We start from the raw sequence: 23,543 nt of genomic DNA, 5'->3' as shown, positions 1-23,543 counted from the left end.
TGCCAGCTGGGGTACGCGCTGACTGCTTCGTTGACCGTCCTTAGAGTCCTCTGACGATTGGAGAGTGGTGGGCCATGTCCCTGCAGGCCGACCTGGACACACTTGCGACCCTGTACGATACGCTGAGTAACAACGTAACCTTGGCGGACACGATCCAGAAGGACACGGACCGTGACCTGGCGGCGGCGGTGTGGGAGAGCCCTAACGCCAAGGACTTCCGGGCGGCTTGGGACGAGTTCCGTCCCAAGCTGGTGGCCTTCGAGGAGCTCCTGGCGGCGGCGGCCACGGACGTGGCCAACAACCACAACGACATCGCCACCGCTAACGGAGTCACCGACGCCCGCCAGCTGGCGGCGGTCTCCCCCCTGGCCTGAGAGGCCCGAGCCTGTCTCCCGGGGGCGCCGTGACGTGGCGCCCCCGGGAGACAGGCGGCAGAACCTTTAAGAGAGAATCGAGGTGGTCTCGTGAGCTACGAGGAGCAGCCCTCCGAGAGCAGTTCGGTTACCGACAAGCAGCTCCCCAATAGGTACCGCGACGCACTGGGAGTAGTGGCCAGGCGAGCCCAGGACGAGCTGACCCGCCTGGGGTACGGCCAGATCCCCGGGCCAGCGGAAAAGCTGTCCTCACCGGTCAACGACCGCAGCAAGTGGGACTCACCCCTGTGTGACAGCTACGCTCAGAGCATCTCGTCCCACATCACGACCATCCTGTCCCAGATCGAGACAGTCCGCAGCCAGATCCAGGCCGCCTACGATGCTGAGCCCTCTACCTTCCCCGAGGAGACTGACGACAACAGGGCGAGGATCCACTGGCTGTCAGGTAGGGCGTTCTGTATCGAGTAAAAGACCAGGACCGCGGGCTGAGGAAATGGTTATAGTTAAGGAGTTATGTCATGACGTTCGTTAAGGTTGACCCGGCGGGGCTGCAGTCAGCCCTGAACACGATAACCTCCTTCGCAGGCAAGTGCGAGCAGGCAGCGTCGTCTGTGCGTACCTCGAACGCAACCCAGGGTTACCCTGCCGACCTGTCGTCCCTGACCACGGCAGAGACCAGTGTGGGTGAGCTGCGGACCACGGTCAGCGAGATTAAGACACGCTTGGACGCTGCGGTGACTGCTGGGTCCAGCGGAATCACCTTCTCCGGTGCCCCAGCCGGGTCTTTCTATATCGTACCCGATGGGCAGGACGATACCACTGAGAATGTCAGGGCCGCAACGACCTCGATCACCGACGCGATAGCCGACGCGGCTACGATCCAGGCTGCTCTGGACGAAGGAGACTATGAGACTATTTCCGAAGCTGTGAAAGACAAGGTTAGTGTGCACCAGGATGACGACATCTATGCCACTATCCTGGCCGACACTCTGGGGGCACGAGGTGTGGCGCTGGTGGCAGCCCAGATCATGTATCCCTACAATGTCGAGTATCCTAATATGTCATCCCATTCGGACTATGATGCAGCGATTGCTGGCCCTGTATTGCGTACGTGGACTTCCATGTTTGCTACAGCAGTAGATTCGAACTTGTGGAGCGATGAGCATCGCAACCAGTTTGCTCGGAGTACGGCCTCCTTGGTCACTGACGTCAGCGACGACCCGAGCGGGCCCAATAGCTTTATGCTGCCAGTGGGGGTAGACCTGCTGCTTACCGGAGGTGATTGGCTTCTTGAAAACAATCCTGCACAAGTTAATCTCCCCGAGATGAAGTCTCCACCGGTTCTAAATACTAGGTTTTTGGCCACCTTGGGAAACTCTATTAAGGATGCTGAAACAAAGGATCCCAAAGGCGTCGGATGGCGTGTTTATAGCGAGCACAACCCAATTATCAATGACGACAAGTGGGATCCTGCACCTGCGCTCCTGACTGCCTTTGGACGCCAGCCTGATGACACTGCCATTTTGGACTTCCTGGCCCCTAGCAAGCCATCAGCACCCGGCAATCCCCTTGAAATGGACGAGTCAACATGGAAGTGGCTGTCCGGGCGTGGAGTGAGTTCCGCTAACTTGGAACCCCTGACCTCGGTACTCGCCAAGGCGTCAGGTTTGCGCAAGCCTTCCGACGACACGACCGACGAGAGAGCAGCCTGGCTTACCGAACACGCAGTTATGCTGCTGGGCAAGGATATTAACACCTCAGACTGGAATGCCACTTCCAGGCAGAATATGACAGTTATACTTGCCAATTCCATAGGCGACATCGATAGCGCGGCTAATGAAGGAAATCACGGAAAGGGTCGTAGTGCTTTCGACAAGTCTCTACCAGCAAGTTGGAACGCCCGTCACGACGAAGAGCTAACCAATCTCCTTCAATTCGTGTTGACTGACGACACATATCTAAGAACTATATCTGAGGCAGCTGGACGGTTTTCTGCGGAACGCCTAACTTACGCTACCACCTACAACAGGACCAGCAACACTTTCGAGTCGAATTACGGCATGACCTTAACCAATGCAGCGCTGAACGCTCGACTCTACGGTTACATCTACGGCGCCTGTGCCGAAGGGCGCAAAATACGAGCGTCCGACAAGGATGATGCTGCTACGATTCTGCTAGAGGCGGCGGACAAAGGCTTGTCTTTCATTAAAATAGGAGGTCCTCCCTGGGTCGGCGTAGGCGCATCAATTCTTAAAGGCTACCTAAAAGATATTGCAGAAGACGCAATGACAGGAAACGAAGAGAAAGAAGGACTCACTCAAGCCGACCTTCAGGCGACGATCAAGGAAAAGTTATTTGATGAAGCAATTCTAGCTATGGACGAGGCTCGACTCATTCCCGAGGAGGCCTACCTTGAGTCGTGTGACCAAACTGAGGATGAGGGAGAGGGGCAGTTAAGATCACCTTATAGTGTCGATTGGATGTACCAAGACACTGAAGGGCACTGGCATCTAGACAGAAGCAAAATAGGAAGTGACCGCGAAGGATTCAATCAATGGCTTACAACTAGCCCGACTCTTCAGAGTGTCATAAGCAGCAACGACACAGTTATCAGCAATCAGTTCGGCTGTGGACTGAATAAAGGGTCTGGCGAAGAATCTGACAAATTTTGCAGATCTTCTACATCTGGAAACGGGAAATCATGAGAGTCCTCAAACAGAAAGTTGGAGTAGAGATAATTTAACGACGCTACTCACTTCGCGTAGCAAACACGAGTACGTCGCGCTTCAGTTGTCGCAATTTCAACAGTTCAACACTAATCACAAAACTTTCAATCTGCGGAACATGCATCCAGACTAACTATTGGGGAGTTGATTCGTGTGAGACCTGCTGGTCGTGTTGGGTGGGGTGTGGTGTTTCGTGGTCTGGGTGTGGTGGTGTGTGTGGTCCTGTTCGTGGCGGCGGTGCTGGCGGGTTCGGGGGAGGGGGGTGGTCTGGGTCCGTTGCCGGACCGGTCCGGTACGCCCCTGGCTACCGGGGCCGTTGGTGCGGGTGGCCTGGGTGGGGACCCGGTGACGGCCCCTGGTGCGGACGGTAGGGGCGGTGCTACCGGTTCCCCGGCTCCGGGTGGCCTGGGTGGTGGGGTCTGTGACCGGCCTGGTGGCCTGGGTGGTGGTCCTGCTGCTGGTACGGATGCTGACGCTGCCGACGCCGCCCGTGGGGACGCCGTCGTGCTGACCAGGGCCCTGGACGAGGGCGACGACACGGCCCTGACGCAGGCGGTTGGTGAGCGCGTAGCCCCGCACGCCGGTGGGGGTGCTTATGCGACTGCCCTGGTTGACGCCCTGGGAGCACGGGCCCTGGTGCGGGTGGCGGCGCACCTGCCCGCGGGAGGCGGTGGTGTCACGGGTCGGGCGGGCTCTGGTGGGAGCGGTACCGGTAGTACGGATCCGGGCGTGCCGTTAGCGTGCACGTGGACGTCCCTGCTGGCCACGGCCACCAGCTCGCCCTTGTGGGACGAGGGGCACCGTGAGGCCCTGGCCCGGGACCTGGTCTCCCTGGTCACGGTGACCGGCGACCTGACCGAGCCCGACACGCTCCTGCTGCCGCTGGGCTTCAGGCGCCTGCTCACCGCCGACCAGGACCCCCTGACCGCAGCTGCTGCTGGCACCCAGGCCCCTGGTGCCGGGGGCGGGCAGTCGGGTCCTGGCCAGGTCCCAGGGACCACCAGCCCCGACCAGGTTCCTGGTGCCGGGAGCACAGCGAGCCCGGGTGCTGATGATGGTCGGGGCCTGGGTGCTGGTAGAGGGCGGTCGGGTTCCCGGGATCCTCTGGTCCTGGAGCCTAAGTTCCTGGCGTCCCTGGTTCGTGGTGTCATGGCCGGTGAGACCGGTGCGACGACTGGGGGTTTGCGGGTGGGGTGGGTTGAGTATGCGCGTCTGACCACCACGGCAGGTGGTGGGTACTCGAACTTCCCCGAGGATGCGCCCCGGGAGGTCAGGGCCCGTTACCTCCTCTACGACCCCCTGGCCGCGGTCCTGACCGCCGCAGCCCGCACCCCTGCCACGGTCCTGGACGTCCTGGCGCCGCCCGTGTCGGGACCGGATCCCAGGACCCTGGGGCCCAGCAGGAGGGACACGGTCAGGCGGGTCCTGGCCACCAGGGTGGACGGATCCCTGTGGGCGTGGGTGGCCGCCCGCGCCCAGAAAGCGGGCCCCGCCTGCCTGGAGGCCCTGGCCGCGGCTGTGGCGTCGGCATCCACCCTGCGCTACCGGCCCACCGCGCCCCGGACCAACCTCTACGAGGAGCAGGCCGCCTGGCTCACCGAGCAGGCAGTAGTCACCCTGGCAGGGGTGGACGCCACCGCCTGGACGCCCCCGGCCCGGCGCGCCGCCGCCGTCGTGCTGGCCAACTCCGTGGGCGACCTGTGGGACGTGGCCACCGGCGGTGTCTACGCCAGGGGCTACCAGCCCTTCTACCGGTCCCTGCCCGTGGCCTGGAGCGGGCGCCACGACGTCGAGGTGACCGTCCTGCTGCGCGAGGTCCTGACCGACGACACCGCCCTGGCCGTCCTGTCACGGGCCGTGGGGGTCCTGTCCGCCCGTCACCTGCTGTCCGCCGCGCTCACCGCCCGGGCGCCGGGCTCCTGGGCCCAGGCCGAGGACACCCCCTGGAAGGCGGCGCACGCCTGGCTCCTGGTCGTCGCCGGGAGGGGGGCGACCCTGGAGGGGTACCTGTACGCGGCGTGTGCCACGGGCAGGGGCGTGGGCGAGGACGAGGAGAGCCCCGCGGCCGGGGTGGCACTTGCCGCCCTGGTCCAGGGCCTGGACCTCCACGGCCTGGACCCGCACGCCCCCTGGCGGCCCCCGGCCGCCCCCGCCCGGGCCGCCCGGGCCGTGACCGGTGGCCCCTCCCTGACCAGCCAGGACCTGGGGGACAGCGTCGCCTACGACCTGTACCACACGCTCCTGCTCGTCATGGACCGCACGCGGCTCCTGCCTGACGAGGCCTACCTCGAGCCACCCGACCCCTTCGAGGACGAGACGGACGACCAGCCGCCGCGGCCCTGGAACGCGGACTGGATGTACCAGGACGACCAGGACCACTGGCACCTGGACCCCGACAGGGCCGACAACGACCCCGACGGGTTCCGCACCTGGACCACGACGCACCCGGTCATGGCCGCCACGACATCCGGCAGGTACTCCATCGGCACACGCTACGACCAGGGCGTCAGCACCCAGGGGCGCCCCCCGGCACGCCACGGCCCCGGGATCCCTCCCGGACAGGCCGCCCTGGCGCTGCTGCTCACCGCCGCCACCGCCCGCCTGGTCTACGGCTACTCCCACACCTACCAGCGCCGCGCCCAACGACACTGGCAGCACCGACGCGCAAGACAACGCAGACGCCAGGAACGACACCGACACCAGCACTAAGGAGCAGCACCAGGTAGGCGCGTGAACTGAAAACTACGTAGACGATTACTTTATCTCTCTTGAGCAAAGGAGCTGGTTCGTATGATTCCTGTTGGTCGTGTCGTCCGGGGTGGGTGGGGTGTGCTGCTGGTGGGGTGCCTGGTCCTAGCAGCCTGTTCGGGGTCCCCGGAGTCGTCTACCACGGTGCCTCCCCTGGACCCGTCCACCACCCAGGCTGTTACGCAGGAGCCCACGTCCAGCGCGTCGGCGTCGCCTACTGACCTGAGCCCGCAGGGCCTGTCCACTGACAGGTACGTGGTGGTCTCCGTCCCACCCGGCCTGGACGCCGCCCAGAGGAGCGCCCTGGAGGGGTACGTGGCCTACGACCAGGTCACCTGGGACATCTGGTTCACTGGCACCGGCGTGGAGAAGGCCGACGCCGTCGCCACCGAGCCCTCGCTGAGCAGGATCAGGAAGAGCTACGCGGCCCTCCAACCAGGGTCAGCGGTCTCCGGGACGGTACGGGTAGCGGTCACCAACGTTTTCATCTCCTCACAGCCCCCCAACCTCACCGCCGAGATCACTACTTGTGCCGACCAGAACGGACTGACAGAGCACGACGCGGACGGCAACGACATCACCAACCCGGACACCCTCCAGGGAATGCGAGAGATGGTGACCAAGATGGTCTACACAGACGGCACATGGAAGGCCGCAGGACAACGAACCAAGAGCAAGAACGAGTGCACAATATGAGAATCTCACACCGGTCACGTATCCTAGTCGCATTTTTGGCCGCAGGAGCCCTGATTACCAGTTTCTTGCACTCGTCACCTGCAAATGCACAAGACGAGCACGATGGTTCCTCAGAGAACTCGTCCGCGTCTGCTTCGGTTTCGTCTGGTGGGGACGGGTCGGCGACGTTCTCGGTGGAGGTGCTGGTGGAGGGAGTGGCGGGGGGCGGGGGCTCGTCCTCGGGGCCGGTGACGGTACAGGCGGGGGTGCCGGGGTGGGTGCACCCGGTGTGCTGGTACGAGCCCTCGCTCAGCGGGGCGGACATGGCCGCCTACCTGGACTCCCCCCGGGCCAGGAAGGACGCCGCCATGCTGGACAGGTCCTCCCTGGCCACCGACCTCCCCGGGTACAAGGACCACGCCCAGGACACCGAGGGCCGCTGGTACTCCCCCATGTGCAGCTCCCAGTACGCCCCGGACGGCACGGACTACCTCTCCCTGGCCAGGGACTACTTCAGCTCCCACCCGTCCGTGTTCGTGCCCGCCGGCCAGGAGCCCCCCGCCCCCGAGATCGACCCCTCGGTCCTGGCGGCCGCGGCCTGGCAGTCAGTGACCGTCCCCCCACCGGCCACCGACCACAACCCCCGCCTGACCGGCAGCGGGGCCACCGTGGTAGGCGTGGACACCTGGGTGTGGGCCACCACCGCCACACCACGCACCCTGACCGTCACCGCCACCGCCGCCACCACCACCGTGACCCTGACCGCCACCTCCACCGGGCTGAGCCTCCAGGCCCCCGACTCCGTGGTCTCGTGCACCGGGTTCGGCACCCCCTGGACCCCCGACGCCACCACCACCGACTGCTCCCTGACCTTCACCCGCTCCAGCGCCCACCTGGGAGGCACCACCCCCCTGACCGTCTCCACCACCTACCAGGCCACCTGGACCACCACCACCGGACGCACCGGCACCCTGCCCCCGCACACCACCACCACGACCACCCCCCTGACCGTGGCCGAGGCACAGGCCCTGGGCACCGCACCCACACCATGACCACCACACCCACCAACCACCCCCAGCAGAGCACCAGGAACCCCACCCGGCAGGTCCTCGTGCGCTGTGCCCTGGGCACGGCGGTAGGGTGCCTGTCCCTGGCAGCCTGCCTGACCCCACCCACCGGGACCCCACGAGCAGCAGCCACACCACCCCCGGACACACCCACCACCCAGGTCCTTTCGGCTACAGCACCAGCCCCCACTACCAGCCCCACCGGCACAGACACCACCAGCCCGGGTACTACCACCGGCGGGGGTGCTGCGACTAATGCCCACGCGGACGCTGCCGGTGCCGATGCCGCCCGTGGGGACGCCGTCGTGCTGGCCAGGGCCCTGGACGAGGGCGACGACACGGCCCTGACGCAGGCGGTCAGTGAGCGTGTGGCCCCGCACGCTGGTGGGGACGTATACGCCACTGCCCTGGTCGACGCCCTGGGAGCACGGGCCCTGCTACGAGTCGCAGCACACCTACCCACTGGCACCACCACGTGGACGTCCCTGCTGGCCACGGCTACCAGCTCGCCCTTGTGGGACGAGGGGCACCGTGAGGCCCTGGGACGGGACCTGGCGTCCCTGGTCACCACCACCGGTGACCTGGCCGAGCCCGACACCCTCCTGCTCCCGGTGGGCTTCAGGCGCCTGCTCACCGCCGACCAGGACCCCCTGACCACCGCCATCGTCGGCACCCAAACCCCAGGTGCTGGTGACGGCCAGGCCTCGGACAGTGAGAACAGCCAGGATCCTCTGGTGCTGGACACCAGGTTCCTGGCGTCCCTGGTTCGTGGGGTAATGGCCGGTGAGACCAGTGAGGCCGCCGGGGGCTCCCGGATCGGGTGGGTTGAGTACGCGCGCCTGACCACCACGGCAGGCGACGGGTACTCGAACTTCCCCGAGGACGCGCCCCAGGAGGTCAGGGCCCGCTACTCCTCCTACGACCCCCTGGCCGCGGTCCTGACCGCCACAGCCCGCGCCCCCGCCACGGTCCTGGACGTCCTGGCCCCACCCCTACCGGGGGCTGACGGCAGCGTCCTGACGCCCCGGGCGCCACAGAACCCTGGCCCCACCCCTACCGGGGGCTGACCCCAGCACCCTAGGACCCAGTGGGAAGAACTACAAGGACCGGGAACGGTTCCCCTGGGTGGACGGATCCCTGTGGACATGGGTGGCCGCCCGCACCCAGAGGTCAGGGACCGCCTGCCTGGAGGCCCTCACGTCCGCCGTGGCCTCGGCCTCCACCCTGCGCTACAAGCCCACCGCACCCCGGACCAACCCCTACGAGGCCCAGGCCGCCTGGCTCACCGAACAAGCAGTAGTCACCCTGGCAGGCGTGGACACCACCACCTGGACACCCACAGCCAGACGCACCACCGCCGTCACGCTCGCCAACTCCATAGGCGATATCGATGACATAGCTAACGGTACCGCGTACAAGAACCGTCACGCGAGTTTCGACAAGCCCCTGCCAGTATCCTGGCAGGACCGCCACGGCAAGGAGCTCACTACCCTGCTCCAGAACGTCCTGACCGACGACACCGCCCTGACCATCCTGTTCGGAGCCGCTAACGTATTCATCTTCCAACGCACAGCCGTCAGCATTGAGTCAAGTGAGTTAGACTACCTACAAATGATTTACCGGTCTTCACTGGGCATCACAAGACTAGGTGCGCACCTGTACAGCTACGTCTACGATACTTGTGTCACGGGCAGGGGCGGGGACAAGGACGAGGCGAGCCCCGCCGCCGGGGTGGTGCTGGCCGCCCTGGACCAGGGCCCGGAGCCCGTCCCGGCCCCGGGAACCCCCTGGCGTCCCCCGGCCACCCCCGCCCAGGCCGCCCAGGCCACCACGACCAGCGGCTCCTCCCTGACACGTGAGCAGCTCGGGAACGAGATCGCTAACAGGCTATGCCTGAAGACCACCGTCATCCTGGACGCCGCCAACCTCATCCCCCAGGACGCCTACACCCTGGAGAACGGCCAACCCGCCCATGACTGGATCACCCTGGGAAACGACGGGATGTGGCACCTGGACCAGGAAGCAGCCCTGGCCGACCCCGTCGGCCTGAACAGCTGGCTGAACGACATCTGGACGGAGCAGGACCTCCCTAGTGTCATCAACTGGCTCGCCGAAAAATTCGTCGTCGGCGCCCTCGAGACCTGGGTCCCTGTGCTCACAACTGACCCCCAGGCGCCCATCAGGCACGCCGCCCTGGTGGTGGCGGTGCTGGCCACTGCCACCGCCCTCCTGGTCTACAACTTCTCCCACACCCACCAACGTCGCAGGGAGAGACTGCGCCCGATCCGCAAGGAGCGACTACGCAGGTGGCGGGAACGACACAAGAGCTGGTACGAGGAGTAATACCAGACGACAGGCACGTGAACTGAAGACTACGTAGACCATTGTTTTCACCCTTTGGGCAAAGGAGCTGATTCGTGTGAGACCTGCTGGTCGTCCTAGCCGGTGGGCCCTCGTGCGCCGCGGCGTGGCCCTGGCAGGGTGCCTGGTCCTGTCGGCCTGCCTGACCCCACCCGGCACCGCGATCCCACGAGCAGCAGCCCTACCACTCCCGGACGCACCTACCACCCAGGTCATTTCGGGTACGGCTACAGCACCAGCCCCCACTACCAGCCCGAGCGCTGCCACCAGTGCTGCTACTGCTGCCAGTACGGACGCTGATAGCGCCGACGCTGCTCGTGGGGACGCTGTCGTACTGACTGAGGCTCTGGAGGGGAAAGACTACGCGGCCCTAGCGCAGGCAGTCAGTGAGCGTGTGGCCCCGCGCGCCGGTGGGGGTGCTTATGCGACTGCCCTGGTTGACGCCCTGGGGGCCAGGGGCCTGGTGCGGGTGGCGGCGCACCTGCCCACAGGGGAAAGTGGCGTCACAAGTACGGAGGGTGGCGCCAGGGACGTGCCTCACCCGGCACTCGTGTGGACGTCCCTGCTGGCCACGGCCACCGCCTCGCCCTTGTGGGACGAGGGGCACCGTGAGGCCCTGGCCCGGGACCTGGTGTCCCTGGTCACCACCACAGGCGACCTGGCCGGGCCCGACACGCTCCTGCTCCCACTGGGCTTCAGGCGCCTGCTCACCGCCGACCAGGACCCCAGGTCCGAGGATGAGTGGTCAGGCCCCGACCAGGGTCTGGAGGCCACCAGCCCTGACCCGGACCAGGCCCCAGATAATGAGGACAGCCGGGATCCTCTGGCCTTGGATGCCGGGTTCCTGGCTGCCCTGACTCGCGGTGTCATGGCCGGTGAGACAGCTGGGGGCTCGCGGATCGGGTGGGTGGAGTACGCGCGTCTGACCACCACGGCAGGTGGCGGGTACTCGAACTTCCCCGAGGGAACACCCCAGGAGGTCAGGGCCCGCTACTCCTCCTACGACCCCCTGCCCGCGGTTTTGACCGCCGCAACCCGCACCCCTGCCACGGTCCTGGACGTCCTGGCCCCACCCCAGGACGACAGGGACGGCCAAGACCAGGCGGGCCAGCATTCCTCGGCCACCAAGGTGGACGCCACCACCTGGGAGTGGGTGGCCGCCCGCGCCCAGGAAGCGGGCCCCGCCTGCCTGGAGGCCCTGACCGCGGCCGTGGCCTCGGCATCCACCCTGCGCTACCAGGCCAACCCCTACGAGACCCGGGCCGCCTGGCTCACCGAACAGGCAGTAGTCACCCTGGCAGGCGTGGACACCACCACCTGGACACCCACAGCCCGACGCACCACCGCCGTCATACTCGCCAACTCCATAGGTGACCTGTGGGACGCCGCCACCGACGTCGCTCATAATGACCTTTATGCCAGTTCCGACAAGCTCCTGCCAGTATCCTGGCAGGACCGCCACGACGAAGAGCTCACTACCCTGCTCCAGAACGTCCTGACCGACGACACCGCCCTGACCACCATATCCAGGGCGGCCGAGGCTCTTGCCGACCGTCACCTAGCCGTCACCGCAGGAAGAATCCCGTCAGGAACCAGTATTGACGAGGCGTATAAGCAGGTTTTAGGCACGTTCATGTACGACGTGACCCTGTACAGCTACGTGTACGGGGCCCGTTCCAGGACAGAAGGCACGTACGCCCCCGAGGACCGGGAACTACTCCAGGTACGCATCATGAGGGAACTGAGGAGAAAACCCATACTCGCGCTTGCCACGGCTGGACTGCTCCCCGACGAGGCCTACCCGAACATAAAAGGCGGGTCGTACGGGAGCGACTGGATGACCCAGGACGAGAACCAGCACTGGCACGTCGACCCACACAAGGCCGAGGAGAACGCTGGCGCAGTCGATGACTGGATGCAGACCAATAAGTACCTAGCGGGCCCCCTCCTCCTCACGGACTCCACACTGATCACGGTCGCTGGTTACGGTCTGGATAAAGGCATAGGAGCGACACCCCCTACGACGAACTCCAGGACCATTGCCAGGCACGCCGCCCTGGTGGTGGCGCTGACCACTGCCACCGCCCTCCTGGTCTACAACTTCTCCCACACCCACCAACGTCGCAGGGAGAGACTGCGCCCACGCCGCGAGGAGAGACGGCGTAAGCGTCGGGAGCAGCACAGCCGCTGGTACGAGGAAGAGTACCGGGATGGACCCGTGAACTGAAGACTACGTAGACCGTTGTTTTCACCCTCTTGAGCAAAGGAGCTGATTCGTATGATTCCTGCCGATCGTCCTAGCCGGTGGGCCCTCGTGCGCCGCGGTGTGGCCCTGGCAGGGTGCCTGGTCCTGCCCACTTGCCCCGGGACCCCACGAGCGTCAGCGACCATAATGTTCCCGGACGCACCCACCACCCAGGTCATTTCGGGTACGGCACCAGCCCCCACTACCGGCCCCACCGGCACAGACACCACCCACCCGGGTGCCGCCACCAGTGCTGCTACTGCTGGTACGGATGCTGACGCTGCCGACGCTGCCCGTGGGGACGCCGACGCACTGACCAGGGCCCTGGACGAGGGCGACTACACGGCCCTGGCACAGGCAGTCAGTGAGCGCGTAGCCCCGCACGCCGGTGGGGGTGCTTATGCGACTGCCCTGGTCGACGCCCTGGGAGCACGGGCCCTGGTGCGTGTGGCGGCGCACCTACCCACTGGCACCACCACCACGTGGACGTCCCTGCTGGCCACAGCCACCGCCTCGCCCCTGTGGACCGACGAGCACCGAGAGGCCCTGGCCCGGGACCTGACGTCCCTGGTCACGGTGACCGGTGACGTTGCCGAGCCCGACGCCCTCCTACTACCAGCAGGATTCATGCGCCTGCTCACCGCCGACCAGGACCCCCTGACCGCCGCCGCTGGCACCCAAACGTCAGATAGTGAAGATGTGCGGGATCCTCTGGCCCTGGATGCCGGGTTCCTGGCGTCCCTGGTTCATGGGTTGATGGCCGGCGAGACCGGTGCGGCCGCCGGGGGCTCGCGGGTGGGGTGGGTGGAGTACGCGCGCCTGACCACCACGGCAGGCGGCGGGTACGTGAACTTCCCCGAGGGAACACCCCAGGACATGACCACCCACCGAGCCTCCTACGACCCCCTGCCCGCCGTCCTGACCGCCACCGCCCGCACCCCCACCACCGTCCTAGACATCCTGGCCCCACCCCTACCAGGACCCGACCCCAGCACCCCGCCCAGCGAGGAGGACGAGTTCAGGCGGATCCTAGCCACCCAGGTGGACGGATCCCTGTGGGCGTGGGTAGCCGCCCGCACCCAGAAAGCGGGCCCCGCCTACCTAGAGGCCCTCACCGCTGCCGTGGCCTCGGCCTCCACCCTGCGCTACCGGCCCACCACATCCCAGCCCAACCCCTACGAGGCCCAGGCCGCCTGGCTCACCGAACAGGCGACCACCGCCCTGGCAGGCGTGGACACCACCACCTGGACACCCACAGCCAGACGCACCACCGCCGTCACGCTCGCCAACTCCGTAGGCGACCTGTGGGACGCCGCCCGTGACGACGTGCACTTCTACCTCTTCCAGACCTTCTACAACTCTCTTCCTACCGGATGGAGCAAGCACCACAACGAGGAACTGACCACCCTGCTGCGCGAGGTCCTCAAGGACGACACCGCCCTGACCACCGTATCCAGGGCCGCCGGGGTATTCACCGCCCACCACCTTACCGCCGTCGCCAAAGATATCGAGCCCGGGACCAGACTCGACGTGAGTTATGCTACACTACTTCATGAAACTAGTCTGGACAGCTCCCTGTACGGCTACCTCTACACCGCCTGCGCCACAGGCAGGGGAATAGGCGCTGACGAGGCGAGCACCGCCACCGGGATCCTGCTCAACACCATGCTTCAGAGCCTGACCCCGATCCCAGGAGCATCGTGGCACCCCCCGGCCGACCCCGCGAACCAGGATGCCACGGACACCAGCGGAGTAGACAGAGTTGCGGTTCAGGAGTTTCAAGCCGTCCTCGACGGGAGACTGCGGTTCGAGATCATCGGCATCCTGGACTCCACACACCTCATCCCCCAAGAAGACTACCAAGGACGCTACCCAGACGTCTTCCAGTGGATCATCAGGGACAGTGACGGCGTGTGGCACCTCGACTGGAACACGGCCATAGCCAACAAGTACGATCTGAACACCTGGTTCCAAGTCGTGTGGCGCACACACAATTTCGGAGCAGAATGCATCAGTCCCACGTACGTGGCCTTCGAGTACGGATCCCAGGAAGCTCACGAACCCGTGCCTGCCACCACACCCAGGAGCCCCGCCAGGCACGCCGCCCTGGTGGTGGCACTGACCACTGCCACCACCCTCCTGGTCTACAACTTCTCCCACACCCACCAACGTCGCAGAGAGAAGCGACGCAGGCGCTGGTACGAGGAGGAGTACCGGGGTGGACCCGTGAGCTGAAGTCTACGTAGACGACTACTTTCATCCCCTTTGAGTAGTGAGGAGTTGGTTTGTGTGAGGCCTGTTGGTCGTGTCGTCCGGGGTGGGTGGGGTGTGCTGCTGGCAGGGTGCCTGGTCCTGTCGGCCTGCTTGGCCCTGCCCACCTGCCGCGTGTCCCCACGAGCAGCAGCCGTACCACTCCCGGACGCACCCACCACACAGGTCCTTTCGGGTACAGCTACAGCACCAGCCTCCACTACCAGCCCGGGTACCCCAGCCACCATCCGAGTTGTCACTGCTGCCAGCACAGACACCACCACTAGCCCGAATGCTGCTGATAGCGCCAGTGCCGCTCTCGGGGACGCCGTCGTGCTGACTGGGGCCCTGGACGAGGGCGACTACACGGCCCTGACGCAGGCGGTCAGTGAGCGCGTGGCGCCGCGCGCCGATGGGGGTGCTTATGCGACTGCCCTGGCTGACGCCCTGGGGGCCAGGGGCCTGCTACGAGTCGCAGCACACCTGCCCGTTGGGGAGAGCGGTGCCGTGGGAGCGGACGCAGAGAATACGTCGTTGGCGTGCGTGTGGACGTCCCTGCTGGCCACGGCTACCGCCTCACCCCTGTGGGACGAGGGGCACCGAGAGGCCCTGGCCCGAGACCTGACGGCCCTGGTCACGGTGACCGGCGATCTGGCCGAGCCCGACACCCTCCTACTACCAACAGGATTCATGCGCCTGCTCACCGCCAACCAGGACCCCCTAACCACCGCCGCCGCTGGCACCCAGACCCCGGGTGCTGGTGACGGCCAGGTTTCCGGGGCCGGAGACCAGGCCCCTGGTGCCGGGGGCGGGCAGTCGGGCTCCGGCCAGGTTCCTGGTGCCGGGGACACGGCGACCCCGGGTCCTGGGGGTGGTCAGGCGGCTGCCCAGGTCCTGGGTGCTGGTGACGGCCAGGCCCCGGGTGGCGGTCAGTCGGGTTCCCAGGATCCTCTGGCCCTGGATGCCGGGTTCCTGGATGCTCTGGTTCGTGGGTTGATGGCTGGCGAGGCCGCCGGGGGCTCGCGGGTGGGGTGGGTGGAGTACGCGCGCCTGACCACCACGGCAGGCGGCGGGTACGTGAACTTCCCCGAAGACGCGCCCCGGGAGGTCAGGGCCCGCTACTCCTCCTACGGCCCCCTGCCCGCGGTCCTGACCGCCGCGGCCCGGCGTCCCCAGACGGTCCTGGACGTCCTGGCCCCACCTCTACCAGGAGCCGCCCTCGGCCCCTCACCTGGTGAGGAGTACGAGTTCAGGCAGGGCCGGGCCACCAAGGTGGACGCCACCACCTGGGAGTGGGTGTCCGCCCGCACCCAGGAGTCAGGAACCGCCTGCCTGGAGGCCCTCGCGTCCGCAGCTGCCTCGGCCTCCACCCTGCGCTACAAGCCCACCACATCCCAACCCAACCCCTACGAGGCCCAGGCCGCCTGGCTCACCGAACAAGCCACCATCACCCTGGCAGGCATGGACACCACCACCTGGACACCCACAGCCAGACGCACCACCGCCGTCATGCTCGCCAACTCCATGAGCGACGTCGGTGACGCGGCCGCTGAGTCCGCGCCTGACCCTGGGACCAGCCTCTTTGGGACCACCCTGCCCGTGGCCTGGAGCGGTCACCACGACGCTGAGGTGACCGCCCTGCTGCGCGAGGTCCTGACCGACGACACCGCCCTGAGCCTCCTCTTTAAGGCCTTATCAGTCTTTAACGCCTACCACATAGTTTTCGGCATCAGAGAGTCTACTGAGTCCCACTACCATAACGATATCTACCGTTCAATGCTGAGTGACGCGCAAGGGGGTGCCCGATTGTACGGATACTTGTACTCAGCGTGTGCCACGGGCAGAGGCGTGGGAGAGGGCGAGGAGAGCCCCGCCGCCGGGGTGGTGCTGGCCGCCCTGGACCAGGGCCCGGCACCTTGGAGCCTGGACCCGCACACCCTCTGGCAGCCCCTGGCCGACCCGGCCCAGGCCACCCAGGCCACCACGACCAGCAGCTCCTCCCTGACACAGGGGCAGCTCAGGGGCGAGATCGCCGCCAGGCTGTCCCTGGAGGCTATCGGCGTCCTGGACGCCGCCCGCCTTATCCCCCAAGACGCCTACACCCTGGAGGACGGCCGACCAGCCCACGACTGGATCACCCTGGGAGACGACGGAACGTGGCACCTAGACTAGGACAGGGCAGTGTCAAACCCTCGGGGCCTGGAGACCTGGTTCCAGAGGACGCGCACGAGCCAGGGGCTCTCCCCCGTGAACGCGCGCGGTGACATCGCCTTCGCCTTCACCAGCGGCACCTGGGTCGCCCGGCACTTCGACCCCCGTAGCGGCCCCGGGATCCCTCCCGGGCAGACCGCTCTAGCGCTGCTGCTCACCGCCGCCACCGCCCGCCTGGTCTACGGCTACTCCCACACCTACCAGCGCCGCGCCCAACGGCACTGGCAGCACCGACGCGCAAGACAACGCAGACGCCAGGAACGACGCCGTCGCCGGGCCCAGGGCGGGTAACCACGACCGGCCGGCTAGGCCACCAGGCCCAGTCGCCGTTCCCGGGCCTGCCGGACCGCGGGCAGTACCTCGGCCACGCACGCCGCCCCCAGGATGCACGTCCCACCGACCAGGAGGCGGGCCGTGACCTGCTCACCCCCCAGGCTCACCGCGAAGAAGGCTGAGAAGAGCGGCTCAGTGGCCATCATGACGGCCGCGCTGGACGAGGAGGTGCGCGCCTGCGCCCAGGTCTGGAGCAGGAGGGCCAGCAGGCCCGGGGCCAGTGCCATGTAGAGCACCTCACCCCACTGGGCGCCGTCGTCGGGCAGGGTCACGCCCCCGGGCAGGCCCACCAGGACGCTGGCCACCCCCAGGGCGATGACCTGGACCGCCGCCAGGTCGAGTTGGTTGGCGCGGGTGGCGCACCGTCCCAGCCAGACAATGTGCACCGCGAAGAGCAGGGCGGCCAGCAGGCTCAGGGACTCCCCCGGCCCCAGGGCCAGGCCCTTAAGGCCCAGGGCCGCCGTCCCCGCCGTGGCCAGACCCACCGCCACCCACGTACGCCCCGACACCCTCACCCCCAGAGCCACACGCAGCACCACCGGGGTCAGGACCACGTAGGTGCCGGCGACGAAGCCGGCCACCGAGGCGTCCGCACTCTCCAGCCCCACCGTCTGCGCCACCTGGGCGCTGAAGTAGACCAGCCCCGTACCGGCCCCCCTGGTCCACACCCAGCGGGGGCAGCGCGCCAGGGAGCGTCCACGCCAGGCCAGGGCGACCAGGGCCGCGATCCCGAACCGGACCGCCAGGAAGTCCATGGAGGGGATGACCCCGACCACGCCCTTGATCATGACGAAGGTGGAGCCCCACACGGTCGTGACCGTCATGAGGGCCAGGGCTGGCACAGTACGGCTGAGCGCACGCGGCAGAGCGTGGGACACATCGACCTCCGCAAGAAGGACGGTGCGGCGCTACGCTGCGCACCTGGCTTGGTAGTCAAGGACCGGGGCGCCCCGTGCCGCCCCACCACCGGGAGACGGTGCCAGACCGCCCCTGACCACGGCGGGCTCCCCATGACCTATTCTAACCGGTCGCGCCGCCTATCTCATGTGCAGGGTCGTCTACGCCAGGGACCTTGGTCCGCTCTGACCGGACGAACGGGACCGTCCCCCGGTGGTGCGCTCCGCCCAGGGCGAGCGGCCCCGCCACAGACGTAACGTAGACCCCATGGTCGGGGGACAATAGGAGGACCTGACCACTGACCGCTCGAGAAGGACCCTCATGGCTCAGCCGACGACGCCGCCCACCACCTCCACCACCGCCGAGCCCCTGCGGATCGGGATCCTGACCTCCGGCGGCGACGCACAGGGCATGAACGCCGCCGTGCGCGCCGTCGTACGCACCACCCTGCGCCTGGGGGCCCAGCCCTACGCCGTCATGGAGGGCTGGGCCGGGGCCGTCAAGGGCGGGGACGGGATCCGCCCCCTGGCCTGGGACTCGGTCTCCTCGGTCCTCCACCGCGGAGGGACCATTATCGGCACCGCCCGCTCCGCGGAGTTCCGCACGCGCGAGGGCCAGCTCGCCGCCGCACGCAACCTGCTGGAGCACGGCATCGACCACCTGGTGGTCATCGGCGGCGACGGCTCCCTGACCGGCACCAACGTGTTCCGGGAGAACTGGCCCTCCCTGGTGGCCGAGCTGGCCGAGAAGGGGGAGATCAGCGCCCAGACGGCCGCCGAGCACCCCGCCCTCATCGTCACCGGCCTGGTCGGCTCCATCGACAACGACCTGGTGGGCGCCGACATGACCATCGGCACCGACTCCGCCCTCCACCGCATCCTGGAGGCCATTGACGACATCTCCTCCACCGCGGCCTCCCACCAGCGCACCTTCGTGGTGGAGGTCATGGGACGCCACTGCGGGTACCTGGCGCTCATGACGGCCGTGGCCGGGGGATGCGACTACGTGCTGGTCCCCGAGCTTCCTCCGGCCGAGGGCTGGGAGGACGACATGTGCACCAAGCTCCGCCAGGGCCGCGAGGCCGGACGGCGTGAGTCCATGGTCATTGTGGCCGAGGGGGCCACGGACCGCTCCGGCAACCGCATCACCGCCGACGACGTCAAGCAGGTCCTCTCCGAGCGCCTGGGTGAGGACGCCCGGGTGACGATCCTGGGCCACGTCCAGCGCGGTGGCAAGCCCAGCGCCTACGACCGCTGGATGTCCACCCTCCTGGGGGTGGCGGCTGCCCGGGAGGTGGTCACCGCCACCGCCGACTCCGAGCCGGTCATCTTCGCCGAGCGTCACAACCGCATCCGTGCCCTGCCCATGATGGAGCAGGTCAATGCCACCCGCGCCGTCAAGGACCTGGTGGCCAGCGGGGACTACCAGGGGGCCGTGGCCGCCCGTGGAGCCAGCTTCGGCCAGATGCTGCAGCTCTTCGAGACCATGTCCACGCCCCCGGCCCTGGACCCGGCGGTCCACACCCAGGACGAGCAGGACCAGGCCGCTACCGCCCCACCGCTGCCCGCCCCCTTCCGGCGCGGCCCGAGCATCGACACCACGTCAAGGGCCGACCGCCCGCGCCGGGTGGCGGTCGTCCACGCCGGGGGCCTGGCCCCGGGCATGAACACCGCCGCGCGCGCTGCCGTCCGCCTGGGTCTGGACCACGACTTCACCATGCTGGGCGTCCACGGCGGCTTCCCCGGGCTCCTGGACGGCGACGTCCACGCCCTGTCCTGGGACGACGTCGAGGGCTGGGTCGGAGACGGCGGGGCCGAGCTGGGCACCCGCCGTGAGGTCCCCACGGTGGAACAGCTCTACGCCCTGGGACGCTCCATCGAGCGCCACGAGATCGACGCCCTGCTGGTCATCGGCGGCTTCAACGCCTACCTGGCCGCCCACCAGCTGGTCACCGAGCGGGACCGCTACCCCGCCTTCAAGATCCCGATCGTGTGCGTGCCCGCCTCGATCGACAACAACCTGCCCGGCTCCGAGCTGAGCATTGGCGCGGACACGGCCCTGAACAACGCGGTGAGGGCGCTGGACTCCATCAAGCAGTCCGCCGCGGCCTCCCACCGATGCTTCGTGGCCGAGATCATGGGGCGCCGCTGCGGCTACCTCAGCCTCATGTCCGGCATCGCCACCGGTGCCGAGCGCGTCTACCTCAACGAGGACGGGATCACCCTGGCGGGGCTGGCGCGGGACACGGCCGGCATGGTGGAGGCCTTCCGCTCCGGGCGCGAGCTCTACCTCATCGTGCGCAACGAGCGCGCCAGCGTCAACTACACCACCGACGTCCTGGCGCACATCTTCGCCGAGGAGGGCCACGGCCTGTACGACGTGCGTCAGGCCATTATCGGCCACCTCCAGCAGGGTGGGGACCCCACGCCCTTCGACCGTCTCATGGCCACCAAGCTCGTGGCCCACGCCCTGCGCCTCCTGGCCGACCAGCTCGACGCAGGAACCGCCCACTCCTCCTACGTGGGCCTGACCGGTGGGCGGATCACGCACCACCGCCTGGAGCACATGAACGAGGAGCTCGACCGCGCCAACCGCCGCCCCCTCAACCAGTGGTGGATGGGCCTACGCGGGGCGATCGCCCTGGTCAGCCAGAACGCCGGGATCCTGCCCCTTGAGGAGGTGCCGGACTTCGGCGCGAGCGTGGACGAGGCCGCCGCGAGCTGACGCACCCTGCCCCGGGGCACGCCACCGACCTGAGCCTGGTCCGGGTCGGCGGTCACGCTGACGCACCCTGCCCCAAGGCACGTCGGCCCGCCCCTCGATCGCGGGCAGGTGACACCCCTGCCTGCCTGGTCCCCAGTCGTCTCCGTCAGGGGTCACCCCGGTGGGGTCCCGACGGCCCGCACGGGGTTGGGCCCCGTCGCCGTCTCCTAGCCGCCTTCTGCCTCCCAGCCCCGACGGCCCGCGCAAGGTAGGCCCTGTCTGCCGACGCACGGCTTACCGGGGCTGGGTAGGGTGGGGTCATGCCCGCCCGCCGTCTTGCCGCTGTCCTGCTGTGTGCTCTGGCCGCCGGGCTCATCGGCCTGGCCATGGCGCGCTTCCTGGAGGGCGTCGAGCTGGTCTTCTACGGGGTGGACGCCCCCAGCCTGCCTGACCGCGTGGCACAGGCGGGCTGGCGCTCCGCCCTCGCCCCGGCGGCCGGTGGCCTGGGTGCGGGCCTGTTCTGGTGGTGGGAGCGTGCCACAGGTGGCGTGGTCACCGTCCGGGCCGCACTCGCCGACCCCAGCGGGGGCGTGGCTCGACGCATGGGCCTGGTCCGCCCCTGTCTCGACGGCGTCGTCCAGGTCCTTACGGTGGGTGCCGGCAACTCGGTGGGCCGGGAGGGGGCGCCACGCCTCATGGCGGGGGCCGTGGCAGCCCGGGTCTCGTCCTGGCTGGGCCTGGGGCCCGGTGAGGCCCGGCTCCTGGTCGCCGCCAGCGCCGGTGCGGGACTGACGGCCATGTACAACGCGCCACTGGGCGGGGCCGCCTACGCCCTGGAGGTGGTCCTGGCGCTGCGTCTCCTGCCGCGCCGACACGCCCGGCCCCGGGGGACTGACCGGCCCCAGAAGACCGACACCCGGTCCCAGGGGACCGACGCCCAGCCTCGGGGGACCGACCGGCCCCGGGGGGCCGCGAGCGCTCCCGCTGACCCCGAGCACCCTGCCGCTCAGGCGACGCCGGGGCCCGACGCACCCGGAGCCGGCCGCGGCTCGTCGACTGGCACGGACCCGGGCGCGGGTACCGCACCCGGTGGCGCCCCCAGCCCCACTACCTGGCCGCGGCTGCGTGCCACAGTGCTCTGCCTGGTGGTGAGCCTGCTCGCCGCGGCGACCACCTGGGTGGTGGACGGCAACCGGGCGGCCCTGGCCCTGCCCGCCCTGACCGCCACCGCGCCCACGTTCCTGGCCCTGCCCGTCCTCCTGGCCCTCACCCTGCCCCTGGGAGTTGGGGCGCGCGCCCTATGGGCCCGGTTCGCGGCCCACCACCCGGCACGCCTGTGGGGACTGCCGCTGGGTATCGGCGGCGCGGGCTTGATCACGGGGGTGGCCAGCCTGGCCCTGCCCCTGCTGCCAGGCAACGGTCGTGACGCCCTGGGCGCAGCCCTGGTGGCCCCGGTCACCGCCTCCGCGGTCCTGGTCATGCTGGGGGTGGTGGTCCTCAAGCCCCTGCTGACCGGTCTGACCCTGGGGGCGGGTGCCACCGGCGGCCTGCTGGCACCGTCCTTCGCCCTGGGGGGCTGCGCGGGGGCGGTACTGGGGATCGCCTCACACCTGGTGGGGTGGGACGTGGACGTGGCGGCGCTGGCACTGGCCGGGGGCGCCGTCGTGCTGTCCGTGACCCAGCGGGCGCCATTGTTCGGGGCGGTCTTCGTGTGGGAGATCGTCCGGGGCCCGGTCTGGTATCTACCTGTCATGGTGGCCGTGACCGTCCTGGCCACCACGGCGTCCGAGCAGGTTACTTCCGGTATCTTCCGTAAAAGGTTCCCCTAAGCCTTACACTGGATGGCACCCCTGCCACTGCGAGCCAAGGAAGCCCCCGCACTGCGCAGCCTGCGTACACGGGGCGATCCGCCTCTCCGACTCCACCACTGCCACCATGAGGAGACCCCATGTCCCACTCGTTCCGTGCCCGCACCCTGGTGCTGGGCGCCGCCATCCTGCTGACCCTGGCCGGGACCGGCTGTGACGAGATCCCCGAGGCTGACCCCTCGGCGGACCCGGCCACCACCGTCACCACTGAGGCCGCTACTGAGACCGCCGACACGCCTAACGCCACGTCCGGCACCACCCAGGACCCTGGGACCGCCCTCTCACCGAACGCGCCCCTGCCCTCCAGCTCCGACTCGTCCACCGCCTCAGGGCCGCTGGCGAACGTCCAGGCCTACACCCAGCCAGGAGGGGACGTCGTCTTCCGCACCGCGGACAACAACATGCTGTGCACCATCGGCACCCAGGAGGTCAGCCAGCCCACCCAGGCCGGGCGGGACGCCGCCGGCCAGACTGACATCGACGGCCCCCAGGGCGTCACCGACAAGTACTTCACCACCCAGACGGTCCCCGCGGTCAGCTGCCAGGTCGGCACCCGGCTGGACGTCCACCAGGAGGACCGCCACTACTGCTACGGCATCGCCCACATTGGTACGGCGTTCGCGCTGTGGTCCGGCGGCTACAGCGTCGGCGAGTGCCGGGGCGACGTCTCCCTGGGCATGCTGTGCACCAGCGCCGAGCCGGGCTCCCAGTACTGCGAGGACAACTGGTACGCCTTCAAGGAGCTGCCTGAGGGCCAGAGCCTGTCAGCGCACGGTTTCACCTGCACAGCCGGCAACAGCACCCTGACCTGCACCGCCCCCGACGGCAGGCAGATGACCCTGAACAGCAGCGACTACACCTTCCGGTAGGAGCTCGGGAGGCCGGGACCAGGCAGAACCAGGCCACCGGACTACGTCGTCCGGCAGGAGCTCAAGGGGTGCCCCGCTGTCCCCCACGACGCCAAGCTCGCCGCCCGCGACAAGCAAGCCCCGCATGAGCGGAGGGTGCCTCCCCTGGTCGCCGGGTCCGTGCTAGTGCCCGGCCTCAAACCCTGCGCGAGCGGGGGTGCCTCGCTGTCCCCCACG

At 68.0% G+C, this 23,543-nt stretch carries 17 protein-coding genes; 16 read left to right on the top strand and 1 reads right to left on the bottom strand.

The features are described from left to right. The first annotated feature begins 140 nt into the window (after positions 1-140). From JJJ15_RS11555 to JJJ15_RS11500, 13 genes are all read left to right on the top strand, one after another. The gene (locus JJJ15_RS11555; RefSeq protein ID WP_246742056.1) at positions 141-374 is read left to right on the top strand and encodes a hypothetical protein; all 234 of its coding nucleotides are present in this window, start codon (positions 141-143) and stop codon (positions 372-374) included. A gap of 90 nt (positions 375-464) precedes the next feature. Beyond that, complete coding sequence (locus JJJ15_RS11550) at positions 465-842, top strand: hypothetical protein (protein ID WP_200510834.1); 378 nt, start codon at positions 465-467, stop codon at positions 840-842. Positions 843-892: 50 nt separating this feature from the next. Then, positions 893-3,079 (top strand): DUF6571 family protein, encoded by a 2,187-nt coding sequence (locus JJJ15_RS11545; protein WP_348641476.1) that lies wholly within the window; start codon positions 893-895, stop codon positions 3,077-3,079. Positions 3,080-3,476: 397 nt separating this feature from the next. Continuing rightward, the gene (locus tag JJJ15_RS13555; RefSeq protein WP_281433013.1) at positions 3,477-3,611 is read left to right on the top strand and encodes a hypothetical protein; all 135 of its coding nucleotides are present in this window, start codon (positions 3,477-3,479) and stop codon (positions 3,609-3,611) included. Next, positions 3,605-5,809, top strand: coding sequence for a hypothetical protein (locus JJJ15_RS11540; protein WP_200510832.1), 2,205 nt, complete (start codon positions 3,605-3,607; stop codon positions 5,807-5,809). Before JJJ15_RS13555 ends, JJJ15_RS11540 begins: the two co-directional genes overlap by 7 nt. 81 nt (positions 5,810-5,890) lie before the next feature. Next, on the top strand, positions 5,891-6,544 hold the full coding sequence (locus tag JJJ15_RS11535) for a hypothetical protein (RefSeq protein ID WP_200510831.1): 654 nt from the start codon (positions 5,891-5,893) through the stop codon (positions 6,542-6,544). 179 nt (positions 6,545-6,723) lie between these two features. After that, positions 6,724-7,575, top strand: a complete 852-nt coding sequence (locus JJJ15_RS13550) for a hypothetical protein (RefSeq protein WP_210338800.1) — start codon at positions 6,724-6,726, stop codon at positions 7,573-7,575. Further along, complete coding sequence (locus JJJ15_RS11525) at positions 7,572-8,657, top strand: hypothetical protein (protein WP_200510830.1); 1,086 nt, start codon at positions 7,572-7,574, stop codon at positions 8,655-8,657. Before JJJ15_RS13550 ends, JJJ15_RS11525 begins: the two co-directional genes overlap by 4 nt. A gap of 58 nt (positions 8,658-8,715) precedes the next feature. After that, positions 8,716-9,933: a hypothetical protein gene (locus JJJ15_RS11520; RefSeq protein WP_200510829.1), complete on the top strand. Its 1,218-nt coding sequence runs from the start codon at positions 8,716-8,718 to the stop codon at positions 9,931-9,933. A 568-nt stretch (positions 9,934-10,501) separates the two neighbouring features. Then, positions 10,502-12,178 (top strand): hypothetical protein, encoded by a 1,677-nt coding sequence (locus tag JJJ15_RS11515; RefSeq protein WP_200510828.1) that lies wholly within the window; start codon positions 10,502-10,504, stop codon positions 12,176-12,178. Positions 12,179-12,343: 165 nt separating this feature from the next. Continuing rightward, complete coding sequence (locus JJJ15_RS11510) at positions 12,344-14,431, top strand: hypothetical protein (RefSeq protein ID WP_200510827.1); 2,088 nt, start codon at positions 12,344-12,346, stop codon at positions 14,429-14,431. 348 nt (positions 14,432-14,779) lie between these two features. Then, on the top strand, positions 14,780-16,618 hold the full coding sequence (locus JJJ15_RS11505; protein ID WP_200510826.1) for a DUF6571 family protein: 1,839 nt from the start codon (positions 14,780-14,782) through the stop codon (positions 16,616-16,618). 9 nt (positions 16,619-16,627) lie between these two features. After that, positions 16,628-16,948, top strand: a complete 321-nt coding sequence (locus JJJ15_RS11500; RefSeq protein ID WP_200510825.1) for a hypothetical protein — start codon at positions 16,628-16,630, stop codon at positions 16,946-16,948. Between the two features lie 14 nt (positions 16,949-16,962). Here JJJ15_RS11500 and JJJ15_RS11495 read toward each other — a convergent pair whose 3' ends face one another. Continuing rightward, positions 16,963-17,814 (bottom strand): DMT family transporter, encoded by an 852-nt coding sequence (locus JJJ15_RS11495; protein ID WP_200510824.1) that lies wholly within the window; start codon positions 17,812-17,814, stop codon positions 16,963-16,965. A gap of 394 nt (positions 17,815-18,208) precedes the next feature. Here JJJ15_RS11495 and JJJ15_RS11490 point away from each other — a divergent pair, with 394 nt between their 5' ends. The 3 genes from JJJ15_RS11490 to JJJ15_RS11480 all read left to right on the top strand — a co-directional run bounded on the left by JJJ15_RS11490 (position 18,209) and on the right by JJJ15_RS11480 (position 23,327). Beyond that, positions 18,209-20,611, top strand: coding sequence for a 6-phosphofructokinase (locus tag JJJ15_RS11490; RefSeq protein WP_200510823.1), 2,403 nt, complete (start codon positions 18,209-18,211; stop codon positions 20,609-20,611). A gap of 299 nt (positions 20,612-20,910) precedes the next feature. Beyond that, positions 20,911-22,419 (top strand): chloride channel protein, encoded by a 1,509-nt coding sequence (locus JJJ15_RS11485; RefSeq protein ID WP_200510822.1) that lies wholly within the window; start codon positions 20,911-20,913, stop codon positions 22,417-22,419. Between the two features lie 119 nt (positions 22,420-22,538). Continuing rightward, positions 22,539-23,327 carry a hypothetical protein gene (locus JJJ15_RS11480; protein ID WP_200510821.1) on the top strand — a complete coding sequence of 263 codons (789 nt, stop codon included), beginning with the start codon at positions 22,539-22,541 and terminating at the stop codon, positions 23,325-23,327. Positions 23,328-23,543: the final 216 nt, after the last annotated feature.

The sequence above is a fragment of the Actinomyces sp. HMT897 genome (assembly GCF_016626125.1).
Lineage (GTDB): Bacteria > Actinomycetota > Actinomycetes > Actinomycetales > Actinomycetaceae > Actinomyces.
The sequence above is the reverse complement of the archived record's forward strand: the minus strand, read 5'-3'. Positions and strand labels throughout refer to the sequence as shown.